This is a genomic window from Caballeronia sp. GAFFF1, from assembly GCF_023630705.1.
Taxonomy (GTDB): domain Bacteria; phylum Pseudomonadota; class Gammaproteobacteria; order Burkholderiales; family Burkholderiaceae; genus Caballeronia.
On record NZ_JALQEM010000041.1, the window covers coordinates 360502 to 373302 of the forward strand.

Annotated in this window: 9 protein-coding genes; 4 read left to right on the forward strand and 5 right to left on the reverse strand. The window is 64.5% G+C overall.

The features are described 5' to 3' along the window. Nucleotides 1–711 precede the first annotated feature (711 nt). The 4 genes from NCR37_RS26970 to NCR37_RS26985 all read left to right on the forward strand — a co-directional run bounded on the left by NCR37_RS26970 (nt 712) and on the right by NCR37_RS26985 (nt 6621). Nucleotides 712–1128 carry a MarR family winged helix-turn-helix transcriptional regulator gene (locus NCR37_RS26970; RefSeq protein WP_250475857.1) on the forward strand — a complete coding sequence of 139 codons (417 nt, stop codon included), beginning with the start codon at nt 712–714 and terminating at the stop codon, nt 1126–1128. 171 nt (nt 1129–1299) lie between these two features. Continuing rightward, nucleotides 1300–2301: an SDR family oxidoreductase gene (locus tag NCR37_RS26975; RefSeq protein WP_250475858.1), complete on the forward strand. Its 1002-nt coding sequence runs from the start codon at nt 1300–1302 to the stop codon at nt 2299–2301. Further along, nucleotides 2298–4073, forward strand: a complete 1776-nt coding sequence (locus tag NCR37_RS26980) for a glycoside hydrolase family 15 protein (RefSeq protein WP_250475859.1) — start codon at nt 2298–2300, stop codon at nt 4071–4073. Before NCR37_RS26975 ends, NCR37_RS26980 begins: the two co-directional genes overlap by 4 nt. 253 nt (nt 4074–4326) lie before the next feature. Further along, the gene (locus NCR37_RS26985; protein WP_250475860.1) at nt 4327–6621 is read left to right on the forward strand and encodes a multicopper oxidase family protein; all 2295 of its coding nucleotides are present in this window, start codon (nt 4327–4329) and stop codon (nt 6619–6621) included. A 147-nt stretch (nt 6622–6768) separates the two neighbouring features. On the opposite strand, the gene NCR37_RS26990 is transcribed toward NCR37_RS26985, so the two are convergent. From NCR37_RS26990 to NCR37_RS27010, 5 genes are all read right to left on the reverse strand, one after another. Continuing rightward, the gene (locus NCR37_RS26990; protein ID WP_250475861.1) at nt 6769–7725 is read right to left on the reverse strand and encodes an ABC transporter permease; all 957 of its coding nucleotides are present in this window, start codon (nt 7723–7725) and stop codon (nt 6769–6771) included. A 2-nt stretch (nt 7726–7727) separates the two neighbouring features. Then, nucleotides 7728–8735, reverse strand: coding sequence for an ABC transporter permease (locus tag NCR37_RS26995; protein ID WP_250475862.1), 1008 nt, complete (start codon nt 8733–8735; stop codon nt 7728–7730). Beyond that, nucleotides 8732–10276, reverse strand: coding sequence for a sugar ABC transporter ATP-binding protein (locus NCR37_RS27000; RefSeq protein ID WP_250475863.1), 1545 nt, complete (start codon nt 10274–10276; stop codon nt 8732–8734). Before NCR37_RS27000 ends, NCR37_RS26995 begins: the two co-directional genes overlap by 4 nt. Nucleotides 10277–10286: 10 nt before the next feature. Beyond that, nucleotides 10287–11306, reverse strand: coding sequence for an ABC transporter substrate-binding protein (locus NCR37_RS27005; protein ID WP_250475864.1), 1020 nt, complete (start codon nt 11304–11306; stop codon nt 10287–10289). 81 nt (nt 11307–11387) lie between these two features. Beyond that, nucleotides 11388–12725, reverse strand: coding sequence for a metal-dependent hydrolase family protein (locus tag NCR37_RS27010; RefSeq protein WP_250475865.1), 1338 nt, complete (start codon nt 12723–12725; stop codon nt 11388–11390). Nucleotides 12726–12801: the final 76 nt, after the last annotated feature.

A 12801-nucleotide genomic window follows, 5' to 3' on the forward strand; every position in this document is an offset into this window, starting at 1 on the left:
GCACCAACGCCAGCGCGAGCCGCACGATCAGTTCCGAACCCGCGATGCTGAAGGCAAGCAGTAAGGCTAGCCATTACCCAATGCGGTCTCCCAATGCGCAGCCTGCGCCGAATGCGTCGCACCCAGAAATGTGGCTTGCCACATCGGCGCTTCGCGCTGCTTTGCGCCTGGCGTGGCGCGCCTGGACGCGCATTAGAAAATCAAGCCTGCCGGGCCCCAGTACAGCATCGTCAACGGCTATACCACTGACATGATCGCCACCGGTTGTCGATGTCCGGGCATTGCAACGTCAACTACCACTGCACAGGTGGAAGCACTGATAACGCCAGCCATGCCGGTGCAATCGCGACCGACCAGTGTGCCGGCATCTCGGTTCTCCTGCGTTGTGATCGGGCGACATGCTCGTGCTCGCACGGCTCCAAGAGATCATCGAAAAAGGGGGCTCATCTGGGGGCTTCCACGAAGCAAGCCGCATTCCGGGGCTTGTTTCACGCACGCAGCGCGGGCGATCCGCCGCGCGCCAGCGGTGGCATCGACGTCGATTTGTAGCACATTGTGCTTTTTTCCTGCCGATTGCAAATTGTTCCTGAGCGCCGCCCCGCGCGACTTCAGGCACCTGGCAGGCTCAGATGCATCTGCTACCATGAATGGCACATCCGGCCGAAACGCAATGCATTTACCGACCCACTGAACGAAGATCCGTGCGCAGAAATGAAGCAACCGAATATTCGCGGGACCAAGGGCCTGCCGAGCAAGACGGATCTCGAATCGCTTTCGAATTTCCGCTATCAGCTTCGCAAGTTCCTTCGTTATTCCGAAGAAATCACTCACGCGGCCGGCATCACGCCTCTGCAGTATCAACTCCTGTTGCATGTGCGCGGCATGCCGGGACGTACGTGGGCGAGTGTCGGTGAACTGGCCGAACGCCTTCAGGCAGCGCCCAACGGCACGGCCGCACTGGTAAGCCGGTGCGAGCGTGCGGGACTCGTCGTGCGGAAGCCGGGAGAGAGCGATCGGCGCCAAGTTGAAGTCCACTTAACGCCTAAGGGCGAGCGATGTTTGTTGATGCTCGCTGCAATGCATCTCACCGAGATGCAAACCTTCGGCTGGCTGGCAAACAGTGTTTGATGCTCTCATAGCGTCGTCTGCGCATCAGCGGTTCACCTCACCACAAAACGTCACCGCGTGACATTCTCGCTCGCCGCCGAAAACTTGGCACGGCTGCTGCTGTGAGGCGTTTGACTGTCCTTTCAACCGTTGTTCCTGACATCGCCCTAAGCGTCAACGAGGAGGCACCGAATGCCAAAGGTAGTCGTAATCACAGGCGCGGGTGCCGGCGCAGGTCGCGCGACCGTAGATGAATTCGCGCGGCAGGGCTACGACGTCGCCCTTCTCTCACGCGACGCCGAGCGGCTGGAGCGGGCGGCGTCGCAAGTCCGCGAGACGTATGGCGTGCGCGCGCTGCCCATTCCGATCGACGTGGCGGATGCGCAGGCGGTTGAGCGCGCGGCATCGCATGTAGAAGAGACACTGGGACCCATCGACATCTGGGTGAACGTTGCGATGGCGACCGCGTTCGCACCGGTCTCCGAACTCACGGCAGAAGAGATCGAGCGCGGCACGAAGGTCACCTATCTCGGGCAGGTCCACGGCATGATGGCCGCCCTCGCGCGCATGCGCACGCGCAATCGCGGCACCATCGTGAATGTCGGCTCGGCGTTGGGCTACCGCTCGGTGCCGCTGCAATCCGTCTATTGCGGCGCGAAGTTCGCCATTCGCGGCTTCACGGACTCGCTTCGCTCGGAGATCATCCATGACCGGCTGAAGGTCCATCTGACGATGGTCGCGCTGCCCGCTCTGAACACGCCTCAGTTCGACTGGGCGCTCAACAAAATGGGTAAGCGCGCGCGACCCGTCGCGCCGATCTTCGAACCGGAGGTCGCTGCGCGCGCCATCTATTTCGCCGCGACTCACCGCCGGCGCGAGGTCTGGGTGGGCTTTTCGAGCGTCAAGGCAATCCTCGCGAACCGCATTGCGCCTAATCTCATCGACCGCTATCTGGCACGCAGCGGTTATAGCGGCCAGCTTACCGACGAGCCGCTCCCGCATGACGCGCCGAGCAATCTGTTCGAGCCCGTTCCCGGCGATTACAGCGCCCACGGGCGCTTCGGCGATGAATCGCGGCAACGCAGCGTCGAATTATTCACCGATCGTCACCGCGCGCTGTTGTGGGGACTCGCGGGGATCGGGACCGTCGGTTTGTTCGGACTTCTATATAAACGATGGAGCGGGCAGCGGTGAGCCGGCGCATCGAAGACTATGCGCTGCTGGGCGACGGCCAGACCGCAGCGCTTCTGAGCCGCGATGGCTCCATAGACTGGCTATGCTGGCCGCGCTTCGACGACGATGCGTGCTTTGCCGCGCTGCTCGGCACGTCGGACAACGGATGCTGGTCGCTTGCGCCTGCCGGCAACATCGAGCGTCGGGCGCGGCGCTATCAAGAGAACACGCTCGTCATGGAGACCGACTTCGAACTGGGCGACGGCGCGGTTCGCGTGATCGACTTCATGCCTGTCGGCGAAGCATCGAGTTCGGTGGTGCGCATGGTCGTGGGCCTGCGCGGCGTCGTGCAGATGAACATGAGCCTCTGCTTACGCTTCAACTATGGCGCGCTGCGTCCGTGGAGCGAACCGATCGACGGCGCGATTCGGTCTTGCATCGGCCCGGATGGCGTTTTCCTGCGCGCGGACATTGCGCTCTGTATGGACAAAGGTCGCGCGCAGGCGTCGTTCGCCGTGCAGGCCGGCGAATCCGTCACCTTCGCGTTGAGCTATGGCGCGCCGAACGAGACTCCGCCCCCGCCCGTGGATGCGCAAGCCGCGCTGCGACGAACGCAGCACTTCTGGCGCGACTGGATAGACCGCTTCGATAACGGCAGGACGCACTGGCCGGAAGCGGTCAGGCGCTCGCTGCTGACGCTCAAGGCGCTCACGCACGGCCGCACCGGCGCCATCGTCGCCGCGCCCACGACCTCGCTGCCGGAGGCGCCGGGCGGACGGATGAATTGGGACTACCGTTACGGCTGGCTGCGCGATACGAGCTTCGCCATGGTCGCCCTGCTGAACGCGGGCTTCAACGAAGAAGCGAGTGCATGGCGCGACTGGCTCCTGCGTTCGATCGGCGCGTCGCCCGAGCATATCCGCATCATGTATCGCGTCGATGGCGGGCGTCACCTGTCCGAATGGACCGTCGACTGGTTGCCGGGCCACCGCTATGCGTTGCCCGTGCGCGTGGGCAACGCCGCGGCCCATCAGCATCAGGTCGATGTCCTCGGCGAAATCATCGACTGTCTCGACGTGGGACGGCGCGGCGGGCTCGAGCCTGCGAGCAGCGAGAAGTTCATCGAGACGCGCATCGTCGAGCATCTGGAGCAGGTCTGGAATACGCCGGGCTCGGGTATTTGGGAGTCTCGATCCACGCCGCGCCACTACACCTATTCACGCGTCATGGTGTGGGTCGCGCTCGACCGGTTCGTGAACAACCGGTCGGGCGACGCCGCTTGCGCTGCGCTCGTCGAACGCATTGCGTCGCTTCGGGAGACCGTGCGCGAGGAAATCTGTCGCGAGGGTTGGAACGAAGCGATGGGCAGCTTCACGCAGTACTACGGCGCGGACGAGCTGGACGCCAGCCTGCTTCTGATGCCGCTCGTCGGTTTTCTGCCTGCCGACGAGCCGCGCATGGCATCGACGATCGAAAGAATACGCCGCGATCTGAGCGAGAACGGACTCATCCGACGCCGCAAGAAGCGGCCGGACGGCCCCAACGAAGGCACCTTTCTCGCGTGTTCATGCTGGATGGCCGACTGCCTGCAAATGCAGGGACGCACGGAAGAGGCCCGGCAACAATTCGAGCGCGTGCTTGCCGTGGCAAACGACCTCGGACTGCTTTCGGAGCAGTACAACGCAGAGCGCCACGAACTCGCCGGCAACTTTCCGCAGGCGCTCACTCATCTCGCTGTCATCAATTCCGCACTCGGTCTATGCGGGCCGACGATACAGCGCGGAGGCGGGTGATCGCGATGCACCGTTTCGGACCGCCCTCAGTTCCCAACATTCCTTCGACAATTTCAACCGCCGCGCGGCGACCAACTAATTAGCCATCCGTAATTCACCTAACGAATAGGCATCCGGTTCAACTTACCGATTCGGCGCGCAGGCTTTGTGGGGAAACACACACATACAAAACGATTAGGGATACGACGGTTTTTCCAATGCCCTAATGTCTCCTTGCGGTGATCCGACACCGTCCGTGGACAGAGGAGCACACATGAAAACGTCGCTGAAAGAATTCGGCGCTGCTATGCGCGCCTTGCTTCTCACGCTGGTTTTGATTCCTGCGCTATCGTTCGCGCAGAGCACGCTGAACGCGCGATCCTTCACCGATGTAGACGACACCGCCGATGCGACCGCCGGCAATTCGGCCGTATCCACAGCCGGAAGTCTCGCCTCGCTGTTGCAGCGGCTGCAATGCGCCTCGGGGCTCAATCCGTCAGGCAACTCGGCGACCGTCTCGCTCACGGCGAAGATGACGTCGTATCGAATCTACAACCCGTCCACGAATGTGTTCGATACGGTCAACATGCGTTCGTATAACGGCTGTCCATCGGGACCGACCATCAGCATCAAACCGGGCGCCACGCTCAAGCTGAACTTCACGAACAATCTTCCGCTGAATCCGAACGACGCGACCTGCCCCAGCCAGCCCGATCATGTCACGCCGCATTGCTTCAACAACACGAACATTCATACGCACGGGCTGCACGTATCGCCGTCCGGTAATGCCGACAACGTGCTGATCACCGTGCCGCCGAGCGGCGGAAAGTCCACCAGCGACAGCACGCATCACTACGTCTACGAGATTCCGTCGAACCATCCGTCCGGCACCTTCTGGTATCACTCGCATCTGCACGGGTCGACCGCCATCGACGTGGCGAGCGGCATGGCGGGCGTGCTCATCGTGCGCGGTTCGCGTCAGGCGCGCGCGGGCGTCGCGAACGGCAGCGCGGACATCGACACGATCCTCAAACGCAGGACATTCGGATTGCCGCTCACCGAACATGTAATGCTCTTCCAGCAGATCGAATACGCGTGCTTCAGCGACGCGACTTCCACGGTGCCGCTGCTCGACTCGACCACGGGCGAGTGGATCTGCCCATCGGGCAAAGTAGGCGAGATTCGCGGGTATAACAATCAGTTAGGGTTCGTTCCCGATACGCGAACGGGCGCGCCCGCCGGCGCGGTGAATTCGTCGTGGATCATCTCGGGACGCTATACGCAGATCAACGGCGTGGTGCAGCCCATCTTCCCGAGTGCGATCGGCTTCGTGCCGGCCGGCGATATCCGGCGTCTGCGCATGGTGCACGGCGGCAACCGCGACACCATCAACGTGAAGATCGTGCGGGCGAACCTGTCGTCGCTCGGCCTCGCCGATTCGCAGTCGCTCAGTACCGCACAGGTGAACACGGCGACCAATGCCGCGACGTCCGCATTGGCGAACGACCGCACGAAGTCTTCGCAGGTCGTCACGCTCGACGCGCTATGCAGCGGCGAGACAGTGAAGCAACTGGAGTTCGCCGAAGACGGCATTACCATGCAGACGATGGTGGAGAAAGACGTCAACTCAATGAATCCTGGTTATCGAAGCGACGTGCTGGTGGCGTTCCCGTCGCCTGGCTTGTACTGCATCCTCGACGAAGCGGCATCCGCTTCGGCCACTATCAATTTCCGCGCCGGCGCGAGCAAGGTCAAGGACCGCCGGCTGCTGTCGTTCGCGCGCGTCGGTCCTGGCGTGAACATTCCCAATACGACTCTGGGCAGCCATTCGAAGTACTGGCAGTTCATCCGCGATCAACTGGTGGCCGCCAATCCCGCGCTCGCGCAACCCGCGAAGTCGGATCTCCAGTCGTTGAACCTGCGCGCTTTCGCGCCGACCGTGCCCGTCGACGGTCCCATCAAGCAGACGGTCAATCAGCAATTCCAGATCAATCTGCCGACCGGGCCGAATCAGCCGCTGACTTTCCAGATCGAAGGCGCGTCGTATGACCCGTCCGTCATACGCGTGACCGGCACGCTGGGCACGGTGGATCAGTGGAACGTGTCCGCCTCGACCTTCGCGACGCACGTGTTCCATATCCACACGAACCCGTTCAAGATCATGGACATCAAGAACGCGGCGAACCATTCCATCTTCGACGGTTCCGGCAATTGCACGCAGGAGGAACTTGCAACCGGCGACACGGAGTACTGCAACCTGCAAGGCGTGATACGCGACACGCTCTTCATCAAGGCGGGCTACACGCTGCAAATGCGCACGGCCTACGAGGACTTCACCGGCAAATTCGTGATGCACTGCCATATCCTCGATCACGAAGACCGCGGCATGATGGAGAACGTGGCTGTCGTATCGCCGACGACCGCCTGGTTGCAGCGCCTCACGTCACCGGTCACGGCGATGAAGGCGAGCACGAGCCGATGGCTCGCCCGGCTTCGCGGCGAGGACGAGACCAAGCTGGCTCTTGCGGCATCGTTATGTTCTGCCAAAGACTTCGGGAGAGGTCAGTAGCGTGATGCACATTCGCCGGCGCGCGAACGAACCCGCCCTTTGCGGGACCGTTCGCCGCGTTGGGGAACGCGAGTTGTTCGCGATGACTCAAAGCGCGAATCGCGCATGCAAGCTGCAACGAGACACGCCGTCTATTTTTCTCGCGCCTCAAGCCTGCACCCGCCGCAATGCGCCCTTGAACGAACATCCATTGAGCGCGAGAAACACGAGCAGCGTCGCGCCGAAGATGCACTGCCGCCCTGCTTCGCCGATCTGCAGCGCGGTCAGGAGACTCGTGAGCGCGGTGAGCAGCAGCGCGGCCATGGCCACCGCGATGTAGTCGCCGCGTCCACCTGCGAGCGACACGCCGCCGATCACCGCGACGACCACGCTCGGCAGCACATACGTGGTGCCGAGCCCGAGGAACGCCTGACCGACATAGCCGACCAGCAGCACGCCCGTCAGCGCCGCGATGACGCCGCTCGCCGTATAGACCGCGATGCGAATGGCACGCACGCGCGTCCCCGCTATCGCCGCCGCCGTCGGGTTCGCGCCGCTCGCGAGCAACCGTCGCCCCCACGCGGAATGATCGAGGAAGCGCCAGACAAGCGCGCCGGCCACGAGCCAGATCACCGCGACGGTCGGCACGCCCGCGAGCGTTCTGCCGGCGAGCGCGGCGAGCGCCGGGCTCGCCGCCGTGTTCACATGCATTACCGATGACCATACGATCAGCCCGCCATCCACGAGACTCGCCATCGCGAGCGTCATGACGAGCGGCGGTATCCGCAAAAGCGTGATGCCGACGCCGTTCACCGCGCCCACCAGCGCGCCGCTCGCCGCAGCAACGGCAATGGCCGCGCCCAGACCCAGCGACGCGGGCCCAAGCAGCGCCGCGCCGAGTATGCCGCCGAGCGTGGCCGCCGCGCCGACCGACAGGTCCAGCCCCTGTTCGCCCGCGATCATCACGAGCGATTGCGCGATGCCGAAGAGACCGAGAAACGTCGCGATCTTCAATTGATTGGCGACTTGCCCCGGACTCGCGAAACCCGGCACGGCGAACTGCCCGCCGACGAGGACGATGATCGCGAGCACGAGCAGGAAGAGGCGGCGCGATTGCGTATTCATGATCAAGCTCTCCTTTTCGCGCCGACGAATGTGAAGCCGAGCGCGATCACGATCACCGCGCCCTTGAACACTTCCTGATAGTTGCTCGGAATGCCCGCGAAGTAGACGACGTTGCCGATCAGCGCGAGCACGAGCGAGCCGCAGACCGCGCCGAGCATGGAGCCGCGCCCGCCCGCGAGCGAGATGCCGCCGATCACCACGGCGGCCACCGAGTTCAGCGTGTACGGCAGGCCGAGGCGCGCATCGCCGGATGCGGTCTGCGCCGAGAGGCACACGGCCGCCGCGCACACGAAGAGCCACGCGAGCATGTAGCCGAGCAGCTTGACGAGCCGCACGTCGACGCCGACCTTGAACATGGCGTCGGCGTTGCTGCCGGTTGCAATCAGCCGCCGTCCGAAACGATGCCGTTGCAGCACGGCCCAGATCACGACAGCCGCGAGCACGGGCAGCGCCGCGACCGGCACCACGCCGATGCGCGCCGCGAACCATTCGCCGAGCGCGTCGGGAACGGTGCCGCCCGGCTGCGGCATGAGCAGCAGCGCGCAGCCGAACCACACCGCGCCTGTCGCGAAGGTGGCGATGAGCGCGCTCTGCTTCGCGTAGCCGACGAGAAAGCCGTTGCACGCGCCGGCCGCGAGCGCGGCAACCAGCGCCGCAAGACACGTCGCGCCCGTGCCCCAGCCCATGAGACCGGGCGCGGCCGCGAGCACGCAATTCACGAGCGAGATGCCCGCGCCCACCGACAAATCCAGCTCGCCCATCAACACGACGACCGCCTGCGCCATGCAGACAAGAATCACCGGCGCGGCGTTCTGCATGTTGCTCGCGAGCGAGTCGAGCGTCAGAAAGTCGGGCTGAAGCCATGCGTTGCACACGATCACGGTCAACAGCATGACGAGCGCCGGCAATGCGCTCGCGGCGCGCGCAAGCGTCGCCTTCAGCCCCGTGCCGGTGCGTGTCATCGGCACGGCTTTCGTGCCGGGAAGGCCTTCGCTCAAGTGCGCTTTCATGCCGCGCTCCGGCCGAAGAGCGCACTGGTCACGCGGGATTCGTTCATCTCGTCTCCTTCCAGCAGCGCGACGATCCGGCCTTCGTACATGACGACGAGCCGGTCGCACACTGCGAGCAATTCTTCGGTGTCCGAAGCATAGACAAGCACGGCGGTCCCTGCCGCGGCGAGCGCGCCGATCGCTTCGTAAATATCCTTGCGGGCGATGACATCTACGCCCTTGGTCGGATCGCTCAGGAGCAGCACATCGACCTGACGGTTCAGCCAGCGGCCGATCACCACCTTCTGCTGGTTTCCGCCCGAGAGATCGCGCACCGGCTGCCGCGCATCGGATGTCTTGATGCGCAGGCGCTTCACCACGTCGTCGACGAAGCGGCGAATCGGCGCGCGATGCAACCGCCACGGGCTTTGCGCGAAGTTCACGTTGACCTGCGCGAGGTTGAACTCGACCGAATGATCGAGCCACAAGCCCTGACGATGCCGGTCGTTCGGCACGAGGCAGACGCCGGCCGCGATCATCTGCCGTGGCGAGCGCGGTTCGACCGTCTTCGCGCCGTGCGGTCCTGCCAGCGTCACCGTGCCGCCGTCCGGCATGCGAAAGCCGGCAAGCGCATCGAGCAGTTCTTCCTGGCCGTGGCCCTGCAATCCCGCGATGCCGAGTATTTCGCCGCGCTTGAGTTCGAGATCGACGCCGCGCAGCCGCGCGCCCGCTCGCAGGCCGCGCACCGTCATCGCCACAGATGCGCCGTTGCGCGACACGCGGTCCGTTTGCGCCGTTTCGTGCGCGCCATCGTGCAGATGCGCGGCCGCCGCGCCGCCCGCCACGCCGCCCATCAGTTCGAGCACGCGCGGCTCATCCAGTTGGCCGCGCACCGGCAACTCGCCGACCGCGCGGCCGTTGCACAGCACCATCACGCGATCGCATAGCGACTCGATCTCCGCCATGCGATGCGAGATGAAGACGACCGCCGTGCCGCGCGCCGTCAGGCCGCGCACGGCGCGCATCAGGCTATCGACTTCGGCTGCGGCGAGCGCGGCGGTCGGCTCATCGAGAATCAGGACGCGCGGCGCGAGCGCGAGCGCCCGCGCGATCTCGACCAACTGCTGATCCGCCGCGGTCAGGCTGGCCGCAGCGGCATCGACGTTCCAGCCCGGCCGCAGGCTTTCGAGCAACTGAAGCGCGCGCTCGCGCGTGCGCGGCTGATTCAGAAAGCGCGCCGCGCGACATAGCTCCGCGCCCAAAAACACGTTCTCCCAGACTGGCAAGTCGGGCGCGAGCCCCGGATGCTGATGCGCGATCGCGATGCCCGCCGCCCGCGCCGCCTTCGGCGATCCGACGGCGAGCGGCGCGCCGCCCAGTTCGATGGAACCGTGGTCCGGCATGCTGTCGCCCGCGAGAATGCTGGAGAGCGTCGATTTCCCCGAGCCATTCGCGCCGAGCAAGCCGAGCACTTCGCCGGCTTCGAGCGTGAGGCTCGCGTCGTCGAGCGCCAGCACGCCGCCGTAGCGTTTCGTGAGCCCGTTCGCGATCAATAGAGACATGGTGCCGCCGTCACTGCGCGAAAAGCGCGTCGAGCTCGGCTTCGGAGAGCCACTGCCCGAGGAAGTAGCTGTCCGGCTTGCCGTTCATCGAGGCGAGGGTGGCGTCGAGCGTGTCGCTCGTCACCGTCTTCGTGATCGGGAAGTAGTAGGTGTTCTCCGGCAGGGCTTTGAGCTTGCGTCCCTGCGCGAGACGCACCGCGATGCCGAGCGCCGTGCGGCTGATATCGGGCGGATTCACCTGCACGAAGACCTTCATCGGATTGCCCGAGTCGCGCTGCTTCTTCCATTCGGTGAGAAAGCCCTTCTGCGCCTCGCCGGTCATGATCGGCACGCGGCGGTTCGCGTTCTCGAAGGCGCGCAGCACGCCGAGCGCCATCGCGTCTTCGGTGAACACGGCGTCGATTTTCGGCTGCGCGGCGATCACCGTCGCCATCACGGACTGCGCCTTTGCCTCGTCCCATTCGCCATAGCCGGACCACACGACCTTGATGCCGGGATACTTCGCGAACGTATCGAGCGCGGCTTTCTTGCGCGCTTCGGCCGCCGGATGTCCGGGAATGCCGTCGAGCACCACGACATTGCCCGTGCCGTGCAGTTGCTCCGCGATCCATTCGGCGTAGCGCTGGCCCCACTTGTAGTGATCGACCGTCACGTTGGTCGCATAGCGGTTCGACACGGCCTGATCGAACGAGACGACCGGAATCTTGCTGCGCTCCGCTTCGTTGATGACGCCGTTGAGCGCGGTCGCGGAATTCGCATCGACCATGATCGCGCCGACTTTCTGGCGGATCATGTTGCGCATGTCCTGGATCTGCTGGCCGGTGTTCGCGCCCGACTGCTGGATGACCAGCTTGTCGGCCATGCCCTTCGCCTTATAGGTCTCGAACTGCTGGTTCGCGCCGTCGATCATCTGGTTGCGCCATTCGGTGCCGAAGTAGCCGTTGGACAGCCCGATGGTCGGCGCGGCGGCGAACGCGGATGCGCACGCGAGGCTGGTCGCCAGCGCGGCGAGCAAAGTGCGCGGTTTCATGTGGTCGTCTCCTGATTTTTTCGTAAGCGAAGGCGCCGGCCGCAAGGAACGGCCGGCGCCACGCAACGCGTCTGCGAGCGTTTAGTGCACCGGCGCGGGCGCCGCTTGCTCGACGCCTGCATCGGCCGGCAGCGGCGTGCCGATATGCAGTTCCCCGCGCGGCGGCAGCGAGTCGTGCGTCGTCTTGAAGATGTCGCCGTCTTTCATCACGAGCGTGATCTTCTTCGGGTCCTGCAAGATGGTGAGGTCCGCGAGCGGATTGCCGTCCACGAGGATGATGTCGGCGAGATAGCCCTCGCGAATCTGGCCCAGCTCGTCGGGCATCATCATCAGTTCGCCGCCGTAGCGCGTCGCGGAAACGAGCACTTCGACCGGCGTCATGCCGATGTAATCGACGAAGTACTGAAGGTCGCGCGCGTTGGTGCCGTGCGGCATCCACGCGAAGCCGTAATCGCCGCCCGGCAGAACGCGGATGCCGCGCTTGTGCATCTTGCGCAGCGTTTCGGCGGCGGTTTCGAGCTCGCGCTTGTAGCCCATCTTCGTCGCCATTTCCTCCGTGATGCCCCACTTCTCCGCGTGATACAGCGTGCTGATGAGCCAGCCGATGCCCGGCGCAACGAAGTGCTTCTCCTTGTTGGCTTCAAGCATGTCGAGCGCTTCTTCGTCGGCAAAGCTCGCGTGGAAGATGAGTTCGAGACCGTGCCGCACGCATTGCTTGACCGATTCGCTCGACCGCGCATGCGCCGCCACGCGCTTGCCCGCGCGCTTGGCTTCGGCCGCGAGCATCGCGATTTCTTCTTCCGAGAACGGCGAGGATTCCGCCGAAATGCCCGCGATGTACTCACCCGACAGATTGATCTTCAGGTGATCGACGCCGTACTTGACGAACATGCGCGTGGTCGCGCGCATTTCTTCGGGGCCGCTCACGACCGCGCCGAAGTTCAGTTCCTTGAACGGCATGTGCGGCAGCGTGTTATCGGCGAGGCCGCCGAGAATGGTGATTTCCTGACTGCCCGCGAGATAGCGCGGCCCCGGAAACTCGCCGGCATTGACGGCATTGCGCAGCACCACATCGAGCCGCGGCTTCGCGGCGGCCGCGCCGAGCGCCGACGTCCAGCCCATTTCGAGGTAGCGCTTCGCCACGCGCACGCACCACAACATGTGCTCCTCGGGCGGCATGAACTGGATGGCGGATAGCGAAGGCTGGTCGTTCCACGAGAAATGCGTGTGCGCCTCGGTCATGCCGGGCATCAGGAACGCGCCGCGGCCGTCGATGCGCCGCGCGTCGGGCGCGCTGATCGGCGCTTCCTCGCGCGCCACGCGCACGATGCGGCGGCCATCGACGAGCACCTGGCCTTTGAAGGGCTGGGCGCCGCTGCCATCGAAAATGGATACGTTGTCGAACAGGATCGAACTCATGTCTGTCTCCTCCACGCGGACCCGGCGCGTTCGCGCGGGCCGCCGGTTGATTACGGTCTGACCTGGTGGGTGTTGG

Bases quoted from the DNA above. Each gene is read 5' to 3' on its own strand.
- NCR37_RS26990 (WP_250475861.1), bottom strand. From the start codon at position 7,725: ATGAATACGCAATCGCGCCGCCTCTTCCTGCTCGTGCTCGCGATCATC.
- NCR37_RS27005 (WP_250475864.1), bottom strand. From the start codon at position 11,306: ATGAAACCGCGCACTTTGCTCGCCGCGCTGGCGACCAGCCTCGCGTGC.
- NCR37_RS26975 (WP_250475858.1), top strand. From the start codon at position 1,300: ATGCCAAAGGTAGTCGTAATCACAGGCGCGGGTGCCGGCGCAGGTCGC.
- NCR37_RS26970 (WP_250475857.1), top strand. From the start codon at position 712: ATGAAGCAACCGAATATTCGCGGGACCAAGGGCCTGCCGAGCAAGACG.
- NCR37_RS27000 (WP_250475863.1), bottom strand. From the start codon at position 10,276: ATGTCTCTATTGATCGCGAACGGGCTCACGAAACGCTACGGCGGCGTG.
- NCR37_RS26995 (WP_250475862.1), bottom strand. From the start codon at position 8,735: ATGAAAGCGCACTTGAGCGAAGGCCTTCCCGGCACGAAAGCCGTGCCG.
- NCR37_RS26985 (WP_250475860.1), top strand. From the start codon at position 4,327: ATGAAAACGTCGCTGAAAGAATTCGGCGCTGCTATGCGCGCCTTGCTT.
- NCR37_RS27010 (WP_250475865.1), bottom strand. From the start codon at position 12,725: ATGAGTTCGATCCTGTTCGACAACGTATCCATTTTCGATGGCAGCGGC.